General features: G+C 70.8%; 16 protein-coding genes. 6 read left to right on the top strand and 10 right to left on the bottom strand.

The window, feature by feature from the left end; translation table 11 throughout:
* Positions 1-54 precede the first annotated feature (54 nt).
* The 5 genes from ACWGJ2_RS21840 to ACWGJ2_RS21820 form a co-directional block, all read right to left on the bottom strand.
* The gene (locus ACWGJ2_RS21840) at positions 55-1,296 is read right to left on the bottom strand and encodes an FAD-dependent oxidoreductase (protein WP_453347829.1); all 1,242 of its coding nucleotides are present in this window, start codon (positions 1,294-1,296) and stop codon (positions 55-57) included.
* 32 nt (positions 1,297-1,328) lie between these two features.
* Positions 1,329-2,372 (bottom strand): terpene synthase family protein, encoded by a 1,044-nt coding sequence (locus ACWGJ2_RS21835; RefSeq protein ID WP_453347828.1) that lies wholly within the window; start codon positions 2,370-2,372, stop codon positions 1,329-1,331.
* A 7-nt stretch (positions 2,373-2,379) separates the two neighbouring features.
* Positions 2,380-3,987, bottom strand: a complete 1,608-nt coding sequence (dctA, locus tag ACWGJ2_RS21830) for a C4-dicarboxylate transporter DctA (RefSeq protein ID WP_453347827.1) — start codon at positions 3,985-3,987, stop codon at positions 2,380-2,382.
* A 71-nt stretch (positions 3,988-4,058) separates the two neighbouring features.
* The gene (locus tag ACWGJ2_RS21825; protein ID WP_453347826.1) at positions 4,059-5,135 is read right to left on the bottom strand and encodes a tartrate dehydrogenase; all 1,077 of its coding nucleotides are present in this window, start codon (positions 5,133-5,135) and stop codon (positions 4,059-4,061) included.
* 139 nt (positions 5,136-5,274) lie between these two features.
* Positions 5,275-6,162 carry a LysR family transcriptional regulator gene (locus ACWGJ2_RS21820; RefSeq protein WP_453347825.1) on the bottom strand — a complete coding sequence of 296 codons (888 nt, stop codon included), beginning with the start codon at positions 6,160-6,162 and terminating at the stop codon, positions 5,275-5,277.
* Between the two features lie 264 nt (positions 6,163-6,426).
* Between ACWGJ2_RS21820 and ACWGJ2_RS21815 the strand changes: the two genes are divergently transcribed.
* Together ACWGJ2_RS21815 and ACWGJ2_RS21810 are read left to right on the top strand one after the other, a co-directional pair.
* Positions 6,427-7,644, top strand: a complete 1,218-nt coding sequence (locus ACWGJ2_RS21815) for a cytochrome P450 (RefSeq protein WP_453347824.1) — start codon at positions 6,427-6,429, stop codon at positions 7,642-7,644.
* The gene (locus tag ACWGJ2_RS21810; RefSeq protein WP_453347823.1) at positions 7,634-8,434 is read left to right on the top strand and encodes an SDR family oxidoreductase; all 801 of its coding nucleotides are present in this window, start codon (positions 7,634-7,636) and stop codon (positions 8,432-8,434) included. The genes ACWGJ2_RS21815 and ACWGJ2_RS21810 overlap by 11 nt, the downstream gene beginning before the upstream one ends.
* A gap of 63 nt (positions 8,435-8,497) precedes the next feature.
* Here ACWGJ2_RS21810 and ACWGJ2_RS21805 read toward each other — a convergent pair whose 3' ends face one another.
* Entirely contained in the window at positions 8,498-9,610 is a 1,113-nt protein-coding gene (locus ACWGJ2_RS21805; protein WP_453347822.1) for a glycine amidinotransferase, read from the bottom strand.
* Between the two features lie 251 nt (positions 9,611-9,861).
* On the opposite strand from ACWGJ2_RS21805, the gene ACWGJ2_RS21800 reads away from it, so the two are divergent.
* On the top strand, positions 9,862-10,962 hold the full coding sequence (locus ACWGJ2_RS21800; RefSeq protein WP_453347821.1) for a methyltransferase: 1,101 nt from the start codon (positions 9,862-9,864) through the stop codon (positions 10,960-10,962).
* Entirely contained in the window at positions 10,959-12,392 is a 1,434-nt protein-coding gene (locus tag ACWGJ2_RS21795; RefSeq protein ID WP_453347820.1) for a cytochrome P450, read from the top strand. The genes ACWGJ2_RS21800 and ACWGJ2_RS21795 overlap by 4 nt, the downstream gene beginning before the upstream one ends.
* Positions 12,393-12,430: 38 nt before the next feature.
* Here the strand turns inward: ACWGJ2_RS21795 and ACWGJ2_RS21790 are convergent, their stop codons facing one another.
* Positions 12,431-13,378 carry an LLM class F420-dependent oxidoreductase gene (locus ACWGJ2_RS21790; RefSeq protein WP_453347819.1) on the bottom strand — a complete coding sequence of 316 codons (948 nt, stop codon included), beginning with the start codon at positions 13,376-13,378 and terminating at the stop codon, positions 12,431-12,433.
* An 86-nt stretch (positions 13,379-13,464) separates the two neighbouring features.
* Between ACWGJ2_RS21790 and ACWGJ2_RS21785 the strand changes: the two genes are divergently transcribed.
* A complete protein-coding gene (locus tag ACWGJ2_RS21785) occupies positions 13,465-14,256 on the top strand; it encodes a hypothetical protein (protein ID WP_453347818.1) in 792 nt (263 codons plus the stop codon).
* Between the two features lie 40 nt (positions 14,257-14,296).
* Here the strand turns inward: ACWGJ2_RS21785 and ACWGJ2_RS21780 are convergent, their stop codons facing one another.
* On the bottom strand, positions 14,297-15,493 hold the full coding sequence (locus tag ACWGJ2_RS21780; protein WP_453347817.1) for a cytochrome P450: 1,197 nt from the start codon (positions 15,491-15,493) through the stop codon (positions 14,297-14,299).
* A gap of 319 nt (positions 15,494-15,812) precedes the next feature.
* Here ACWGJ2_RS21780 and ACWGJ2_RS21775 point away from each other — a divergent pair, with 319 nt between their 5' ends.
* Positions 15,813-16,622: a phytanoyl-CoA dioxygenase family protein gene (locus ACWGJ2_RS21775; protein WP_453347816.1), complete on the top strand. Its 810-nt coding sequence runs from the start codon at positions 15,813-15,815 to the stop codon at positions 16,620-16,622.
* Between the two features lie 7 nt (positions 16,623-16,629).
* Here the strand turns inward: ACWGJ2_RS21775 and ACWGJ2_RS21770 are convergent, their stop codons facing one another.
* Together ACWGJ2_RS21770 and ACWGJ2_RS21765 are read right to left on the bottom strand one after the other, a co-directional pair.
* Entirely contained in the window at positions 16,630-17,379 is a 750-nt protein-coding gene (locus tag ACWGJ2_RS21770; protein WP_453347815.1) for a hypothetical protein, read from the bottom strand.
* A 32-nt stretch (positions 17,380-17,411) separates the two neighbouring features.
* Positions 17,412-18,416 (bottom strand): NAD-dependent epimerase/dehydratase family protein, encoded by a 1,005-nt coding sequence (locus tag ACWGJ2_RS21765; protein WP_453347814.1) that lies wholly within the window; start codon positions 18,414-18,416, stop codon positions 17,412-17,414.
* Between the last annotated feature and the right edge of the window lie 253 nt (positions 18,417-18,669).

The following is an 18,669-nucleotide window of genomic DNA, read 5'->3' as shown; positions in this document are numbered from 1 at the left end:
GCGAATTCCAGCACGGTGAGGCCGCGGTATCGCGCGGACGCGGTGCTCTCACGCTCAGTGCCGCTGGACTCCCAGCTTGGCCGCGGCGGAGATGCCCGACCGGCATCCCGCTTCGTGCAGCCCGTCGCCGTGATAGCTCCCGGCGAAGGCGAGGACGTGGTCGCCGAGGTCCCCGAGGCGGCTCTGGGCCGCTACCGATTCGCGTGTGAACGTCGGGTGCTTGTAGACGCCGTGGTGCAGGACTTTTTCCGGCGCGACGCTGTCGGCCGGGTCGTAGGTGGCGTAGTACGGCCGCTCGGCCTCCAGCCCGTGCATGCGGGGTGCGTTGATGTGAAAGGTGCCGGGTTCGGCCGAAGCGCAGCGGATATGCAGGACGATGGCGCTGTCCGGCGAGAATCCGGTCGGCAGAAGGCTGTCGTCGGTGTGCACGTAGACTTCGATGCGGCCGTAGGGAAACGCCCCGAGTGTCCTCTGGACCATCGGGTCCGGGTCCACCAGCATGCGCAGCGTCTCCGGGGCCGGGGTGGCCAGAACGGCCTTGCCGAAGCTGTGACTTTGACCGTCGGCGGTATGGATTTCCACGCCCTCGGCGACCCGCCTGACGCTGCGCACTGGCGCGGCCTTGTGCACTGCGGCGAGTTGTGCGGCGATCTTTTCGACGTAGGTCCGGCTGCCTCCGATGATGGTCCGCCAGTTGGCATAGGCGCTCTCGTCGAGCAGTGCCAGCCCCTGCACCAGGAAATCGGAGGGGAGGTCATCCAGGCATATCGCGTTGCCCAGGTACCAGCCTGCCAGCCGTGGATAGAGGAAATGCCGCGTGAAGTAGGCGCCGTAGCCCTTCCGTGCCAGCATCTGGCCCAGTGTCAGGCCGTGATCCGTGCCCTGCTTGGCCGAGTCGACGAGGAGCTGGCCGAAGGCGTTCCGGTCGTCGCGGAACTTCTGCCACGTTGCCTCGCTCACCCTCTCCGGGCGCGCGGGGAGGTCCTGGCCGCCGACCCATGTGTCGGCCTGTGTGAAGCCGCAGTCGGTGCAGAGCACGTCGGTGACGTTGCTGCCCGGCTTGGAAGCGACTCCCAGCTCGTCGAGCAGTCGGTGCACCTCCGGATAGAGCGCCGAGTTGTACTCGGCGAAGGCCGCCTCGATGGGTGGTGAGCCGTTCGCTTCCACCGTGTCCGCGTTGCCGCCGAGCCGGTCGCGCGCTTCGAAGAGTGTGACCTCGAACCGCTTGCTGAGGAGGTAGGCGGCTGTCATGCCGGATACTCCGGACCCGACCACCGCGGCCGTGGGCTTGCTCATCTCGCTGTCCCCTTCAATAGCTCCGGAGGTGCCTATGCGTACCGGCCGGTGACGCGCTCCCAGCGGTTGTTTCCGGCCTCGACGTTGTGCAGCCCTTGCAGGTACCGGCGCATGTCGAGCCGTTCGGTTTCGGTGAGCAGGACGTCGAGATCGCCGATGTGGTCTTCGAGGGCGAAAACGCGCTCGAACCTTTCGTGAACCATTGCCTGGAGGCGTTCGAACGCTTCAGCGCGGGTGCAGCCGTCGCGGTTCTCCGCGATCAGCAGCAGATTGTTGTAGTGGTCGCCGGTGCTCGCCTCCTTGTCCGCGGAGGTGAGGTCGTTGTCGATGGTGATCTTCTCGGCCAGGCAGTCGCGGATCTCGGCGAGCAGCGGCGTATGCCACACGATGTCCGGCGCCTCGAAATCGTTCACCGCCTCGACCATGTCGAAGATCGGGTACGCGCATTTGATGACGGTGAGCTGGCGCAGCGTGCTGACGCGTCCGTGGACCCGGTTGGAGACCTCCGCGACCTGCGCCGCGAAGTAGTCCGTCCAGTTGACGGTGGCGCGCCGGACCCAGGACGGTGAGCGGCCCTGGCGGCTGCGTCGCCACAGATCCGCGAAGGCGTGGACCCGCGGCTGGGCGCTCGCGGGGACGGGGGCGTCGGGCGCGCGGAGGACGCCTATGAGGTCCCCGCAGATCTTTCCGGTGGTCTCGATGTCGCGGCCGGTGGGCCCGTCGAAGACGTCGTCGAAGGGGGTGAACACCCAGCCGACGTAGTCGGCGGCCAACTGAAGCCGGTCCGCCGGCGCTTCGGGATGCCACCAGGCGGCGAACTCCGCCAGCATCCACCGGGTGTACCGCTCGGCGTTCAGACGCGCGTCGTCGACCAGGCCGAACGATTCCATCCAGTCGACAGCGCCCGCGCGGACCTGGTAGAGGTGCGGGTTGGTGCGGACAGGCCACGGGCACCCGAACTCGACGGCCTGCAAGGGTGTGTGCTCGTCCCACCGCGCTTGTTCCGTGATCGCTCTGCCCCGGCTGTCGAAGAGTTCGCCGCCGCTGTAGCGCTTCACAGCAGAGGTGCTCGTCATGGTGCGATCACTCCTTCGCCTCCGGTGGCTGCCTGGCCGCCCGGCCCGCTTGCTGCTTCCCGCACCCGGACGGTGCGGCGTGTTGGCGCCGTTCAGGAGGCGCAGCGGCCGGTCCCTCCCAGGCAAGCGCGGAACCGGGGTGCGGAGAAGGGGATGAGGGCGCCGGAAGCGTGCACGTGTTGAACGTTTGTGCGTTTGTGTGCTGTGCGTGATGCGTCGAGCGCGGATCCGGATCCGGATCCGGACCCTGTCCGGGCTCGGGCTCGGGTTGTGGCACGGGTTTGCCCGTGTGCAGGACCGTGTTGACGTGTGCGGTGTCGAGCGCCCCCTCCCAGCGGGCGACGACGAGGGTGGCGACGGCGTTGCCCGCGAGGTTGGTCAGGGCGCGGCACTCGGACATGAACTTGTCGATGCCGAAGATGAGCATGATCCCGGCGGCGGGGACGGTGCCGACGGTGGAGAGGGTGGCGGCGAGCGCGATGAAGCCCGCGCCGGTGATGCCGCCCGACCCCTTGGAGGTGAGGATCATGACGGCGAGCAGGCCGAGCTGCTGCCCGATGCTCAGGGGAGTGTCGGTGGCCTGGGCGATGTAGACGGCGGCGAGGGAGAGGTAGAGGGAGCTGCCGTCGAGGTTGAAGGAGTAGCCGGTCGGGACGGTGAGTCCGACGATGTCGCGGCGGACGCCGAGCCCTTCGAGCTTCATCATCAGCCGGGGCAGTGCGCTCTCGGACGACGAGGTGCCCAGGACCAGGACGAACTCCTCGCGGAGGTGGCGCAGCAGGCGGAAGATGTTGAGCCTGAGCGCTGCCATGACCGCGCCGAGGACGACGATCACGAAGAACGCGGACGTGCCGTAGAACAGCCCGATGAGCTGCCCGAGGCTGGTCAGGGTGGAGATCCCGTACTTGCCGATGGTGTAGGCCATGGCACCGAAGGCGCCCACGGGAGCGGCCAGCATCACATAGTGCAGGATCTTGAACACGACGGTGCTGAGCCGCTGGATGCCGTCGACGAGAGGTTCGCCGACGGGGCCGACGGCCTTGAGCGCCACGCCGAACAGCACCGAGAAGAAGATGACCTGGAGGATGTTGCCCTCGGCGAAGGCGCCGACGGCGCTGGAGGGCACCAGGTCGGTCAGGAAGTGCCACCAGTCCTGGTGTTGGCCGTCCTTGACGTACTGGCCTGCGTCCCCCTCCAGGCGGAGGTCTCCGGGGTGGGCGTGGACTCCGGCGCCGGGCTGGAAGACGTTGACGGCGATGAGGCCGACGAGCAGGGCGGCGAGGGTGCCCGCCTGGAAGTAGAGCAGGGACTTCAGGCCGACCCTGCCGACCCGGCCGAGACTGTCGACGCCGCCGATGCCCGCCACGATGGTCAGGAAGACGATCGGCGTGATCAGCATCTTGATCGCGGCGACGAAGGTGGTGCCGACCGGTTCGAGTGCGGTGCCGACGGAGGGCCACAGCCAGCCGGTGAGAACGCCGGTGACGATGGCGGTCAGCACCCAGAAGTAGAGCTGCCGGTACCAGGGTTTTCTCGTCACTTCGGCGTGCGTCCGCGCCTGCGTCTGCGTCTGCGCCGGTTTCCGCGGTGGTACGGGGGTTGCGGGTGCTGCCATGTCGTTTCTCCTCGTCGAGAACGGGGCGCAACCGGGGGAGTCCGGTGATGGGGCGTCAGGGGGACGTCGCGCTACAGCAGTTCGAGGAGCTTGTCGGTGAACTCCGCCGTGGTGGCCGTACCGCCGAGGTCGCGGGTGCGGATGTCGGTCTTGGCCAGGGTCGCGGCGATCGCGTCGGTGATGTCCTTGGCCGCACGCGGGTGGCCGAGGTGGTCGAGCATCATGGCCGCCGACCAGATCGCGCCGAGCGGGTTGGCGACGCCCTGCCCGGCGATGTCGGGAGCCGAGCCGTGGACCGGCTCGAACATGGAAGGGAACGCGCGCTCCGGGTTGAGGTTGGCTGCCGGGGCGATGCCGATGGAACCGGCGACAGCGGCGGCGAGGTCGCTGAGGATGTCGCCGAAGAGGTTCGATCCGACGACGACGTCGAAGCGGGCGGGTTCGAGGACGAACTTGGCGGCGAGCGCGTCGATGTGCTCCTGGTCCCAGGCCACATCAGGGAAGTGCGGGGCCCGTTCGGCGACGAGCTGGTCCCAGAACGGCATGGTGTGCACGATGCCGTTCGACTTCGTCGCGGAGGTGAGCCTGCCCCCTCGTTGCGCGGCGAGCCGGAACGCGTAGTCCAGGACACGGGTCACACCGGCGCGCGTGAACACGGCCTCCTGCACGGCCATCTCGTCCTCGAAGCCACGGTTGAGCCGCCCGCCGACCTCGCCGTATTCGCCTTCGACGTTCTCGCGGACGACGACGAAGTCGACCTCGCCCGGAACCGCGCCGCGCACGGGGCTGCCGATGCCCTCGAAGACCCGGATCGGCCGGAGGTTGACGTACTGGCGGAAGCTGCGCCGGATCGGGATGAGCAGCCCCCACAGCGAGACGTGGTCGGGCACGCCGGGGTAGCCCACCGCGCCGAGCAGGATGGCGTCCTTGTCGCGGAGCTGGTCGATGCCGTCGTCGGGCATCATCGCGCCTTCGCGCAGATACCGCTCGCACGACCAGTCGTCGTAGGAGGTGTAGCCGAGGGTGAAGCCGTGGCGGCGGCCGAGGACGTCGAGGACCTGGCGCGCGGGCGGCAGGACCTCGGCGCCGATGCCGTCGCCGGGGATCAGGGCGATGCGGTGGTCCGTCGTGGTGCGGTGGTTCGTCATGGCGCCGATTCCAGCAACGCCCTCGGCGCGGCGTCCAAGACGCAGTTCGCATCTGCCTTATAAGCGGCGCCTATCAGCGGGTGCGGATCGCTACGTATGTCGCTACGTGAGCCGCCATGTGTGCCGCTGCATGTTGTCGCTACGTGTGCGGGGTCCGGGCGCGGGCCGTGGCCAGGAAGGCCGTCGCGGCGGGGGAGAGGGGGCCGCGGCGGCTGACGAGGCCGACGTTCAGCGCCGTCGCGGGCTCGATGTCCAGAACGTGCGCGCCCGCCTGCCCGGCCAGGTCCCGCCAGGACTCGGTGACCACCGCGAGCCCCACCCCGGCCAGCACCAGCGGCAGCAGGGCCACCCGGTGCTCGATCTCGGCCGCCACCTCGAACGCGATGCCCCGCTCGCGCAGCGAGTCGACGTAGGCGCGGATGCCGGTGCCCGGCTGCCCCACGATCAGCCGCAGCCCCGCCAGGTCCTCGCACGACACGCCGTCCCGCAGCGCCAGTGGGTCGCCAGGCGGGACGAGGAGGACGAACCGCTGCCGCTCCAGAGCGGTCGTGCTGACCTCCTTCTCCGGCAGGGGTCCGGAAGTCGCCAGCAGCCCCAGCTCGACGGCCCCGGTGCGCACCGCGTCGACCGTGTCGCGCGCCGTGAAGACCGCCTTCACGGCCACGACCACCCCCGGATAGCGGTCGCTGAACGCGCGGATCAGCGACGTGAGGGGTTCGACAGCCTGCGACGGCATCGACGCCACATCCAGCCGCCCCGCGCGCAGCTCGTGCACGGACGCCACGCTCGCCCGGGCGGTCTCCAGGCTGCGGACGGCGGCACGGGCGGGCTCGATCAGCGCCTTGCCCGCCTCCGTGAGCACCGCACGCCGCCCGATCCGGTGGAACAGCGCGGACCCCAGGTCGCGTTCCAGCGCGCGGACGGCCTGGGACAGCGACGGCTGCGACACGTACAGGGCCGCGGCGGCCCGGTTGAAGCCGTCGGAATCGACGATCGCCAGGAAATACTCCAGTTGGCGGACGTCCATCGGTCCTCCCCGCGTCGTCTCGCATCGCTCATGTCCGTCCGGGCCGGATCAGCCTAGACGTCCGACGTCGGGGGAGGGCGGCGCACCGCTGACGGCTGACCGCTGACCGCTGACCCGCTGGCCCCACGGTGACCGGAAGTGGCTCCCCGGAGCAGGGACGCACTTCCGGCCCGACGCGCCCTGGGCTACGGTCCGGCCGGACCGTACGCGCACCCGAACGCCCATCGCCCATCGCCCACCGTCCGCCGTGTGAAAGGGCGCAGGATGACGACGCCACCCCCGCCGCCGCGCGCCTGGACGACCCGCCGTGCCGCGCGGCGCCCCTTCGATCCGCCGCCCGAGCGGTCCGGGCTGCACGCCGACGCGCCGCTGTCCAGGGTGACACTGTGGAACGGCGCCACGGCCTGGCTGGTGGTCCGGCACGCGGACCAGGTGGCGCTGCTGCGGAGCAAGCACCTCAGCGCGGACGACACCCGGCCCGCCTACCCGGCCGTCAGCGCGGCCGAGGACGCCACGCGCGATCACAACCGTACGTTCATCACCATGGACGGCCCCGCACACGCGGTGCGGCGCCGCAGGTTCACGGGCGAGTTCACCCCGCAGCGGATCGCCGCGCTGCGGCCACGCGTCGAGGAGATCGTCGACGGGCTGCTGGACGCGATGGTGCGGGCGGGCCCGCCCGTGGACCTCGTTGCGGCGTTCGCCCAGGCCGTGCCGGTGAAGGTGATCTGCGAGCTGCTGGGGGTGCCGTACGCGGACCGGGCGTTCTTCCAGGACGCCAACGCCGTGGTGGTGGACACCCGCAGCGCGCCCGAGGCCGCGCTCGCCGCCTCCCGCGCACTGACCGGCTACCTCGGGGAGCTGATCGAGCGCAAGCTGCGCGCTCCCGAGGACGATCTGCTCAGCCGGCTGGCCACGGACCACCTGGCGTCCGGCAGGACCACGCGCGAGGAGTGCGCGCGCGAGGCGCGACTGCTGCTCGCGGCCGGTCAGGAGACGACGGCGAGCATGATCGCGCTGGGCACGTGCGTGCTGCTCCAGCACCCCGGGGAGCTGGCCGTGATCAGGGAGGGCGGCCGGGAGCGGGTCGAGGCGGCCGTCGAGGAACTGCTGCGGTATCTGTCCGTCACGCACATGGGCCGACGCCGGGTGGCTCTCGCGGACATCGCCCTGCACGGACACGTCATCAGGGCCGGTGACGCGGTGATCTGCGCCAACGACCTCGCGGGCCGGGACCCGGAGGTGTTCGCGTGCCCTGACCGCCTGGACACGCGGCGTCCTGGCGTCCGGCGTCACCTCGCCTTCGGCGAGGGACCGCACCAGTGCCTGGGCCAGCACCTGGCCCGGCTCGAACTCCAGGTGGCGTATCCGGCGCTGTTCCGGCGGCTGCCGGGGCTGCGGCTGGCCCGGCCGGTGTCGCGCCTCCCCTTCGCCACGGAGAAGTTCGTCTACGGAATCCGGGAGCTGCCCGTTGTCTGGTGACACGCCCCAAGGCCCCGACGTCGGCCCTGCTCCGTCCGGCGTCGCCGCCCCCTCCGGCGTCCCCCGTCCGCTCAGCGGCAGGAGCGCGGTGGTGACGGGCGGCTCGCGTGGCATCGGCAGAGCGGTGACACACGCGCTGGCCGGTGCAGGGGCGCGGGTGGCCGTGAACTGGGTACGGGACGCGGAAGCGGCGGACGAGACCGTCGGCGAGGTCCGGGCGGCGGGTGGCCGGGCGGTGGCGGTGCGCGCTGACGTGTCCCGCGAGGCGGACGTCCGGCGGCTGTTCGACGAGGCGGAGGCGGCCTTCGGCACGGTGGACATCGTCGTGGCCAACGCCGGGGTCGTGGTGTGGAAGCCGCTGACGGAGAGCACGGAGGAGGACTTCGACCACATCTTCGCGACGAACGCCAAGGGGATGTTCTTCACCCTGCGCGAGGCCGCGCTGCGGCTCCCGGACGGCGGCCGTATCGTCGCCGTTTCGACGGCGGGCACCCGGCTCTACCTGCCCCACACCCCGCTGTACCTGGCCAGCAAGGGCGCCGTTGAGCAGTTCGTCCGCTCGCTGTCGCGGGAGCTGGGGCCGCGCGGGATCACGGTGAACGCCGTGTCGCCCGGCTTCACCGAGACGTCGCTCTTCCGCGAGGAGGACCGGGCGTGGGCTTCCGGCACGGCCTCGCTGGGCAGGGTGGGCACCCCGGAGGACATCGCCGGGACGGTGCTGTGGCTGGCCGGTCCCTCGGCGGCGTGGGTGACGGGGCAGAACGTCAGCGCGTGCGGCGGCGTCGGCTGACGAGCTGAACGGGGCTGACGGGCCAGGCGCGTTGGGCGGGTTGGGCGGGCCGGGCGGGGCGCCTCACCCGAAGTAGTCCTCGGGCCCTCCCGCCCGGACGGTGTCGAGCGTGAAGCAGTGGAACCCGCCCCCGAACAGGCGCCGGTGGCGGTGCCGCACCGGGACGACGGTGAAGCCGTTCTTCTCCAGGACCTTGATGAGGTCGGGGAAGAGCGAGTTGGCGATCACCGTGTTCTCGTCCACGGACAGGACGTTCATGTCGATGTACCGGGTGGTGAGGACCATGTCGTCGTCCTCGTACCGCGGGAAGATGCTGTCGGCGGGCTCCGGCGGATAGATGTGGTCCCACGAGCGCAGCGGCGCGGGCAGTTTTTCGGTCACTTCCGGATTGCGCACCAAGAGGGTGCCGGGACGCAGTGGAAGCACGAGGCTGTCGATGTGGTTGTCCGAGAACCGGTACATGATGTGGAATCGGAACTTGCCTTCGAGATGGCGTTCCAGCCAGCGCACCGCGAGTGCGTGGTTTTCCGTCGCGACATTCACGATCACATCCTGGCCGAATCGCATGCACTGGGCCGCGTCCAGGAGCATTTCGAATCCGACGTCGAACTCCGACGGGTCCGGATCGGATATTTCCTGGAGGGCAGGAGCGTTCTGTCCTGACACGTAGGAGATGTCGAAGGACTTGTCCGTCATCACGGGGCGCGGCATGGTGGTCCATTTCGCGCCCTGCTCGAAGTACCGGTAGAACACGGGCTTCAGCAGATCGTTCTCGAAGTACCGGGCGCGGATCTGCGGAGGCGTTTCGATGATCTCGTCGCCCAATACCATGGCCTGGTCCCGTATGTTGAGCGCCGGAACGCAGCTCGCCGCCCAGTAGGGGGTCCGGAAATCGACGGAGCGGGTGAGCGTTTTCGGCCGGTGTACGGTGACCGACAGCGCCGCCAGCGCCGCCGCCAGCTCCTCGACGTCCTCGTTCAGCTCCTCCACGTACTGCTTCTTCAGCTCCAGACGGCCCGAGACCGGTGCCCCGTAGGTGGGGTAGTAGAAGGGCCCCGCCACGTCGTGGAAGAAGAGCTTGAAGGACAGCTCGACTTCATGGGCGTCGTACCGGAGGCCGGAACCCACGATGACCTCTCGCAGGGGTGACCATTCGTCGTAGCTGTGTACGGACATCTCGCATCGGCCCTTCTCGGAGGAGGGTGCGTTGATGCACGAGTGAACAGAACGAGTGAACAGGCGGAGGCGGAGCGAAATCTATGGCGCCTTCGGGTATTGGCCGAAACGGGCCGAACGTATTACGCCGGTCGGGCCGGAACCGTGCGAGCACCGGGCGCAGTTGACAGTGAATAATCCGGCGGGCACCCTCGCACAAGGTCACCCGAATGGTATTCACCCCGATCCGAACGCTCCGCCTAGGAGGCGCAGTGGTAGCCGATCAGGACTACGGAACCCATTCCGGCGAGACCGGACCCGCAGCCCAGGGCTCGGTCTTCACGCAAAACGCGGACAGATTCTCCATGATCCTGTTCGGGCACGCCGCTTTCCAGTACCTCAACGCGGCATGCGAACTCGGCCTTTTCGAGCTGCTGGCCGAAAAAGGACCACTCACCAGCAAGGACATCCGCACCGCACTGGACCTGGAGGAGCGCGCGGGCGACATCCTGCTGCTCGGCTGTGCCGCGCTGGGCCTGGTCCACAGGGAAGGGCCCACCTGCCGCCTGTCGGCGGCGATCACCGACCTGATGGAACGCGACGAGTGGACGCACGTCGTCAACACCGTCGCCTTCGAGCAGTACGTCGTGTACGAGGGCCAGCGGGACTTCACCGACTCGCTGCGCCACAACACGAACGTCGGACTGCGCCGGGTGCCCGGTGACGGCGCGGGCCTCTACCGCAGGCTCTCCCAGAACCCGCACATGGAAGAGGTCTTCTACCGCTACATGCGCTCCTGGTCGCAACTGGCCAACGCGCACCTCGTACGCCATCTCGACCTCTCCGGGGCCCGCACGCTGCTGGACTGCGGTGGCGGCGACGCCGTCAACGCGACGGCCCTCGCGCAGGCCAACCCGCACCTGCGCGTCACCGTGCTGGAGATCCCCGAGTCCGTGCCGCTGGCCGAGGAGGCGATCCGCGCGGCCGGTCTCCAGGACCGGGTGACCGTGCGCGCGGCCGACATCCTGGAGGACCCCTTCCCCACCGGCTTCGACTGCGTGCTCTTCGCCCACCAGCTCGTCATCTGGACCCCCGAGGAGAACACCGCGCTGCTGCGCAAGGCCCACACCGCGCTGGAGCCTGGCGGCCGGGTGGCGGTGTTCAACTCGATGTCCGACGACACCGGGGACGGGCCGCTCATCGCGGCGCTGGACAGCGTCTACTTCGCCACGCTGCCGGCCGAGGGAGGCATGATCTACCCCTGGTCGCGCCACGAGGCGTCGATGCGGGCAGCCGGATTCACGGGGCTGCGCCGCATCCCGCTGCCCACCTGGACCCCGCACGGCATCCTGACCGGGACGCGGGCGGCATGACGGGCTCAGCGACGGCCCTGCGGGACCTGCCCACGGTGCGCACCTGGCCGGTGCTGGGCTGTCTGCCGGACCTGATGCGCCGCAAGGAGTCGTTCTGGGCCGACGCCGGGCGCGCGCACGGCGACCTCTACGAGCTGGACCTCGGCGTCACCCGGCTGGTCGCTGCCGGGCACCCCCGGCACGCCCACCACATCCTCATCGACCACGCGGACAACTACCGCGACAAGGGCGGCGCCACCGGCTTCCGGGCCACGCTGCTGCCGCTGACCGGGCAGGGGCTGTCCACCATCGACGTGGAGGACGCGCACTGGCAGAGCCGCCGCGACCTCGTCGGCCCCGCGTTCCGGCAGGCGGCGCTGAAGTCGATGACGGACCACATGGCGCGGCTCGTCGGCCACCGCGCCGACGGCTGGCTGCCCGCGTCGGCGGGGGAGGCGGCGACGGGGCTCGACGTGGTGCCCCGCGTCACCGCGGCCGTCACCAGCGCGCTGGCCGAGCTGCTGTACGGGGCGCCGATCTCGGACGACGAGATCCGGCGCGTGGACCGGGCCTTCGACCAGATCATGAACTACATGTGGGTCGGCATGCTGGCCTCCGCCGTGCCCGCCTGGCTCCCCTTCCCCGGGCGGGGCCGGCAGCGCAGGGCGATCGGGGTCGTCGAGCGCACCGTCCTGGACGTCGTCGCCCGCCGTGACGGTGACCGGGACCGGGACCGGGGCCGGGGCCGGGGCGGGGAGGGGCCGGGCCGCCGTCCGGAGCTGGTCGACCTGATGTCGGCGGCCGGGAGAGAACTGGACGCCGAGGGACTGCGGGACGAGGCGGTGTCGCTGCTGCTCGGCGCGGAACCCCTGGCGATCTCGGTGAGCTGGGCGCTGCACCTGCTGGCACGCCACCCCGACGTCCAGCACACTGCCCGCGCCGAACTCGACGCCGCCCTCGGCGGCCGGTGCCCGCGCTTCGAGGACCTGGCCGCGCTGCCGTATCTGCGGACGGTGCTGAAAGAGGCGCTGCGCCTGTGCCCGCCGACGTACTGGGTGCAGCGCCGCGCCGCACGCGACGACGTCATCGACGGCGTCCTCGTCCCGGGCGGCACCGTCGTGGTCGTGCTGATCCACCGCATCCACACCCATCCGGAGATCTGGGAGGCGCCCGAACGGTTCGACCCTCAGCGGTTCGCGACGGGAGTGGGCGGTGGCGCGGGTGGCGTACCGGCACGGCACCGGCAGGCGTGGATGCCGTTCGGCGGCGGGCGCCGGAGCTGTGTGGCGCGGGAGTTCTCCATGACGCTCGGGCTGCTCGTCCTGGCCCACGCACTCCAGCGCTACGTGTTCACCCCGCACCCGCGCCGCACCCCCGCGCTGACCGTCGCGACGAACCTCCGCCCGAGCGCCGGGGTGTGGCTCACCGCGCGCCGGCACCGGGCGACATGACGGCGGGGTGCGGCGCGGCGCGGTCCGGTGCGCGGGGATCAGCGTGCCGTGACGCGGCCCGGAACGTCGCGGCCCGGAACGTCGCGACGGGGGAGGGCGCGGTCCGCGAAGAGCCGTGCCGCGCACGCGGACATCGCGTCCTTGAGCCGCTCCAGGTCCGTCTCGGCGCCAGCGCCCGGCTGGAGCACGATCCGGTGGACGCCGAGATCCGCCAGACCGGCGGCCTCCTCCGCCGTCAGCTCCCCGAGCCCCCGGTACAGCGACAGTTCCAGCGCGTCGGGGTCACGCCCGTACCGTTCCGCCTCGTCCCGCATCACCCCGGTCAGGCGCGTCAGCTCCGCACCCTCGACGCCGAGCGGCTGGAACCCGTCGCCGTACCGCCCGGCCCGGCGCGCGGCTGCGGCGCTGTGCCCGCCGAAGTGGAGGGGGACGCCCGTGGCCCGCCGGGGCCGTGGGCGGCACAGCACCCCCTCGAAGCGGAAGAACTCCCCCTCGTGCGTGGCCCCTTCGGGCCCGTCGTGCGACCACAGCGTGCGCAGCACCCGCACCTGCTCGTCCGCCCTCCGGCCGCGCGTGGCGAAGTCCACCCCGCACGCCGCGGTCTCCTCGCGCAGCCATCCGACGCCCACGCACAGCCGCAGCCGCCCGCCCGACAGCGCGTCGAGGGTGGCGGCGCGCTTGGCCAGGACGACGGGATGGTGGTGGGGGAGGATCAGCACACCGGTCGCCAGCCCGATGGTGGCGGTGCGTGCCGCGAGGAAGCTCAGCAGCTCCAGCGGGTCGGGGACCGGGCAGTCGGGGGCGACCGGGAGCCGCCCGGTGGGGCTGTACGGGTAGGTGCTCGACGTGCCGCTCACCATGACGGAGTGTTCGGCGGCGACCAGGGACTCGAATCCGCACGACTCGGCGTGCCGGGCGAATTCTCCGACCCATTCCGGGTCGACCACACCCGGGCCGCCGAAAGGTAAGGCGATGGCGTAATCCATGGGGACAGCGTAGGCGGAACCAGGAACGCGCACAGGCCGCTTTCCTGCCGATCGCATATCTCCGGCGCATACCTGAAAGGAGCGCGATGTGGTACTCAGGCCGTGACACGGGGCTGACCGAAATATGGTCCAGGAAACAGCATCTGGCCTACGGAATGGGCCTCGGCATCATGCTCGTCGATGACGTGTATCCGGGGTTCCCGGGCGACATGCGCAACCCGAGCGCGTACCCGTTCCCCATTCAGTACGACGTCGTCAGGGGAATCGGATTCGACGAGCTGATCTTCGAGCGGGACAAGTCGGCCTGTGTGGAGCCGGTCATCGCGTCGGCGCGCCGGCTCCAGGACCTGGGGTGCCGGGCGGTCGCCGCCGAGTGCGGCTATTTCGCGTACTTCCAGCGGACGGTCGCCGACGCGCTCGACGTGCCGGTCTTCATGTCCAGTCTGCTGCAAGCCCCGCTGGCCAGGGCCGTCGTCGGCGCGCACCGGACGGTGGGCCTCATGGTGGCCTTCCGTGACCACCTCACCGGCGGCCATCTGGAGGCGGTGGGCATCGCGCCGGACGACCACGCCGGATATCCGGTGACCGGCATCGTCGAATCCGGGCACTGCCCGACCCTGGTGCGGCTCTACAACGAGCCCGACCCCGCGAAGCGGCACGCCGAATACGCCGTCGTGGAGCGCGAAGTGGTCACCCTGGCCACCGAGTTCAGGGACCAGCACCCCGCGATGGGCGCGCTGGTCCTGGAGTGCGGTGCCGTCCAGCCGTTCGCCCGCGCCGTCCAGCGGCATCTGGACCTCCCCGTGTTCAGCTGGGGCACGCTCCTGGACTACGCCTACGGAGTGGTGGCGCACCGCGACTATTTCGGGCACGTGTGAGCGGGTGACGGGGCAGGCCGTCGGTCCCGTGGCCGCCCGCTCAGCCGTCCGTCCACGCCACCGGCAGCTCCCGCAGCCCGCGCACCACCAGCCCCGTCCGCCAGACCAGTTCGTCCGTGGGCACGGCGATGCGCAGGCCGGGGAAGCGCGCCAGGAGGCGGCCGAGGGCGACCTGTAGCTCCATCCGGGCCAGGTGCACGCCCAGGCAGTGGTGGATGCCGTGCCCGAAGGCCAGGTGAGGGTTGTCGGCGCGGGCGAGGTCGATCTCGTCGGGCCGGGCGAAGACCGCCTCGTCGCGGTTGGCCGAAGGACGCGACACCATGACCGTCTCGCCCGCCCGGATGAGCTGCCCGCCGATCTCCACGTCCTCGGTGGCGACGCGGGGCAGCCCCGCGTCGGACCCCAGCGGGACGAAGCGCAGCAGTTCCTCCACGGCGCGGGGCAGCAGCGCGGGATCGTCGCGCAGCCGCCGCCACAGCCTGGGGCTGCTGAGCAGGGTGTAGCTGAAGTTGGTGATCTGACTGGCCGTCGCGGGGAAGCCGGAGACCAGGAGGCTCACGCTCAGATGCACCAGTTCGTCCTCGGTGAGCGGGTCATCGCCGCTCTGGCGCGGGTCGTGGACCAGGGCCGAGAGCAGGTCGTCGGCCGCCCGTGTCCGGCGCCGCCGCAGCAGCTCGGCCATATAGGCGTCCAGCCCCGCGCACGCGGCGTCGATCTCCTCCTGCGTATGGGCCGTCAGCGACAGCAGCACCTCCGACCAGGGGCGGAGCACCTCGCGGTCCGAGGCGGGCACGCCCAGCAGATCGCACATCACCGTCAGCGGCAGCGGATGCGCGTACTGCCCGACGAGGTCCCCCGGTTCGCCCTCGGCGGCCATGGCGTCGAGCAGCCCCTCGGCGATCCGCTCGGAGCGCGGGCGCAGCCGCTCGACGCGGCGGTGGGTGAACGCGCCCGCCGCCCTGCTGCGGATACGGGACTGGCGCGGCGGATCCATGTCCAGCATGAAGGTCGGCTGGACCCCCTTCGCGGGCAGTCCGGTGGCCAGGGTGCGGCTGAAGGCCGGGTGGGTGAACAGCCGCCGGGTCTCGGCCCAGCCGGTGACCAGCCAGGCCGGACGGCCGTCGGAGAGGCTGATCCGTCCGACGGGGCACGCGCCGTCGCGCGCCGCGAGCGCGGGATCGACCTCGAGGCGCACCCCCGGTATCTCCTCCTGGTGCTGCCAGCGTGAATTCGTCACCGATTCCTCCGGTATCGCCGAACGGTTCTCCGGGATTGCGCGTGTTCTCGGTGCGGGTTCCTGATGCCTGCCCCTGCCCGAAGGGCGTCAACCGCCCTGGCGCGGGCCGCGAAAAGCCGTACCGGAAATCGCGTGTGCTGCGCTCACATCAGGCCATTCGCAAGAGGCGATCCTCCGCCCGATGGGGTCCGCGTCTACAGTGAACGGAGAATCGGCCGGCCTTCTCTGCCCCGGCGATACGTCACTTCCCAAGGAATCTTGCCAAGCAATCTTGCGCGACAGGGAATCATCCACGGAGGATGCGGACGGGAGACGGGAAATGACCAGTACGTCGACGGTGCGGACGCCCACCCTCGCGGAACACGGATACGAGGTGATTCCCGGCGCGCTTTCCCCGGCGCTGCTGGAACGCCTCTCCGAAGCGGCGCACCGTGTGCACGAGCGGTTCCGGGACCGTGCCCGCGACTACTACACGCCGCGCCGCCGGATGCTGTTCGCGATCCAGGAACTGGAACCGGCCTTCCTCGAACCCCTGGCGCTGGCCACCACCCTGCCCGCCGTGTGCGGGGCACTGGGCCCGAACATCTTCGTCTACCACTCCCACCTCGACCGCAACGAATCGCTGCCCGAAGAGTTCGAGTACCCCTTCAACTGGCACCGTGACCTGCAAGGCATCACCTACACGCTGCCCCATCCGCTGCCGCTGCTCTCGGTGAAGGTCTCCTATCCGCTCACCGACATCGCCGGTGCCGAGGACGGCGGGCCGCTGGTCGTCCCCGGCTCCCACACGGGGCCGCCGACGGACCGGCCCACCGGGCCGCGCCCGCCCGGCTCGGTGCCCGTCCTGGCCCCGGCCGGATCCGCGATCCTGATCGACTCCCGGCTCTGGCACACCGTCGGCGCCAACCGCTCGGGCCACATCCGGATGACCCTGTTCTACGCGTACGCCTACCGCTGGATCCGCCCCATCGAGCCGTACGACCTCTCTCCGGAACGCCTCGCCGGGCTCACCCCGGTGCAGCGCCAACTGCTGGGCGCGGGCGACCGGCTGGAGGGCTTCCATCTGCCCGAGCCCGACGAGGTGCCGCTGCGCTCCGTCGCGGAGAGCGGGGACTGGTCGACACTCTGACGTACCGTCAAATCTCTGCCTCACCCGCGAAGTCGACCAGCACCCGCACGGGGACGCGCCCCGGGTTCGCGGTGAGGCGGCCCAGCCGCAGGTTCTCGCGGCGGCGTTCGAGGTTGTGCCGCCGCATCTCCTCCCAGTCCAACGGCAGCCCGGTGTCGCGCAGCTTGTCCTCGATGCTGTTGAGGATCGAGGCGCGGCCCGGCTGCGGCAGCCGCACGACGGCGAGCCCCAGCGCCCGCGCCCGGTCGATCAGATCGACGTCCTGCTGGGACATGGGCAGCATCTCCTCGTCGTAGCCTCCCAGGGCCATGAAGTGCCGACGGGGCAGGCCGATGCGTCCGCTGGTCCCGTTGCCCTCGGCCGGGAGGCCGTCCCGCTCGCCGGTCCGCCCCTTGTCGGTCTCGGCGACGAAGCCGTGGATGAGCGTGTCGTAGGCCCGCGCCCACTGCGCGCGCCACGCCGGGACGGTGTCACCGATGAAGTTGTCCGCGTCCACATTGACCAGGAACTCGCCCGTGGCCCCGAAGTGCGCGAGGTTCTTCGCCTTCGACATGTGGAAGTGCGGCGCGTCCCGCAGGTGCAGATAGCGCAGCAGGCCGCGCTCGATGTGCGGCCGGAACGTGCGGACCCACTCGTCCATGCCGTCGCGCGAGTCGTAGTTGACGAGGACGACCTCGGCGTTGCCGTCGGCCTCGGCGCGCTCCAGGTTCTCCGGCAGGGTCCGGCGCAGTTGCCAGAGGCGGTTCTTGCACGTCACGCAGAACGAGATCCTGCCCGCGCCCTGACCGTTCACGAGCCCGCCCCCTGCCCCGCCCTCTTCCCCTTGCCCTTGCTCTTCCCCGTCCCCTTCTCCCGCCAGCCCGGCCAGTGCTCGTCGAGCATCGTGGCCAGACCGTCCCGCAGCGCCACGCGCGGCACGTACCCGAAGGCACGCGCCGCCAGCGAGATGTCAGCCCCTGTGTCCCGCACGTCCCCCGGCGCCGTCCCCACCCGCTCCGCCTTCACCGGGCCCACCAGCGACCGCAGCACGTCGATGGCCTCGTTGAGCGACACCCGACTGCCCCCGCCGACGTTCGCCACCCCCGCGAACGCCGACAGGGAGGCGCGGTACAGGGCGTCCACGACATCGGAGACGAAGGTGAAGTCGCGGGTCTGGCAGCCGTCCCCGTACACGGTGAAGGGCTCGTCGCCGGCCGCGGCACGGACCAGCCGGGCGAACGCCATGTCCGGGCGCTGACGGGGCCCGTAGACGCTGAACAGCCGCAGCGCCACCGTGGGGACGCCGAAGGTCTCCCGGTACACCTCGCACAGTTGCTCACCGGCGAGCTTGGTCACCCCGTACGGGGACACCGGGCGCGGATGCCGCGTCTCCGCTGTCGGGTAGGAAGCGGCCTGCCCGTACACCGACGAACTGGAGGCGTACACCAGCTTGCGCGGCGGACCGACGCCGACGGCCCTGGCGGCCTCCAGCAGCGCGTGGGTGGTGAGGACGTTGCGCCGCACGTAGGTGGCGAACTCCTCGCCCCAGGACGTGCGGACGCCGGGCTGACCGGCCAGATGGAAGACGACATCGGCGTCGTCGAGCAGCTTCGCGAGGGGGAGCCCGAGCAGTTCCTCGCCCCGGAAGGTGAACGAGGGCCACGCTCGCAGCCGCTCCGCGTTGCGCTCCTTGAGCGCGGGGTCGTACGTGTCGGTGAGGGCGTCCACCCCGAGGACCTCGTGCCCCTCGGCGAGCAGACGGTCGCACAGATGGGATCCGATGAAACCGGCGGCACCGGTGACCACGGCCCGCATCAGCGCGGGCCGACGGGGCCGGCGTCGGGTAACGGGGAGGCAGGAGACACGGGGGACACCCTTTCGTCGAGGGGCGAGGTCCGAGGGGCCAGGCTTTCGCGGCGCCGGGCGGCCACGGAAGAAGGCCGCCGCACAATGGCCGAAGGCGGTGCGGTGGGGTATCGGTCACGCTGGCGGAATCACGGGCCCACTTTCCCGCCGACCGGGTCACCCTTGCCCTTGCCCTGGCCCTGGCCCTGGCCCTGGCCCTTGC

Source organism: Streptomyces sp. NPDC054796 (assembly GCF_053611545.1).
The sequence above is the reverse complement of the archived record's forward strand: the minus strand, read 5'-3'. Positions and strand labels throughout refer to the sequence as shown.

Bases quoted from the DNA above. Each gene is read 5' to 3' on its own strand.
- ACWGJ2_RS21840 (WP_453347829.1), bottom strand. From the start codon at position 1,296: ATGAGCAAGCCCACGGCCGCGGTGGTCGGGTCCGGAGTATCCGGCATG.
- ACWGJ2_RS21835 (WP_453347828.1), bottom strand. From the start codon at position 2,372: ATGACGAGCACCTCTGCTGTGAAGCGCTACAGCGGCGGCGAACTCTTC.
- dctA (WP_453347827.1), bottom strand. From the start codon at position 3,987: ATGGCAGCACCCGCAACCCCCGTACCACCGCGGAAACCGGCGCAGACG.
- ACWGJ2_RS21825 (WP_453347826.1), bottom strand. From the start codon at position 5,135: ATGACGAACCACCGCACCACGACGGACCACCGCATCGCCCTGATCCCC.
- ACWGJ2_RS21820 (WP_453347825.1), bottom strand. From the start codon at position 6,162: ATGGACGTCCGCCAACTGGAGTATTTCCTGGCGATCGTCGATTCCGAC.
- ACWGJ2_RS21815 (WP_453347824.1), top strand. From the start codon at position 6,427: ATGACGACGCCACCCCCGCCGCCGCGCGCCTGGACGACCCGCCGTGCC.
- ACWGJ2_RS21805 (WP_453347822.1), bottom strand. From the start codon at position 9,610: ATGTCCGTACACAGCTACGACGAATGGTCACCCCTGCGAGAGGTCATC.
- ACWGJ2_RS21795 (WP_453347820.1), top strand. From the start codon at position 10,959: ATGACGGGCTCAGCGACGGCCCTGCGGGACCTGCCCACGGTGCGCACC.
- ACWGJ2_RS21790 (WP_453347819.1), bottom strand. From the start codon at position 13,378: ATGGATTACGCCATCGCCTTACCTTTCGGCGGCCCGGGTGTGGTCGAC.
- ACWGJ2_RS21785 (WP_453347818.1), top strand. From the start codon at position 13,465: ATGTGGTACTCAGGCCGTGACACGGGGCTGACCGAAATATGGTCCAGG.
- ACWGJ2_RS21775 (WP_453347816.1), top strand. From the start codon at position 15,813: ATGACCAGTACGTCGACGGTGCGGACGCCCACCCTCGCGGAACACGGA.
- ACWGJ2_RS21765 (WP_453347814.1), bottom strand. From the start codon at position 18,416: ATGCGGGCCGTGGTCACCGGTGCCGCCGGTTTCATCGGATCCCATCTG.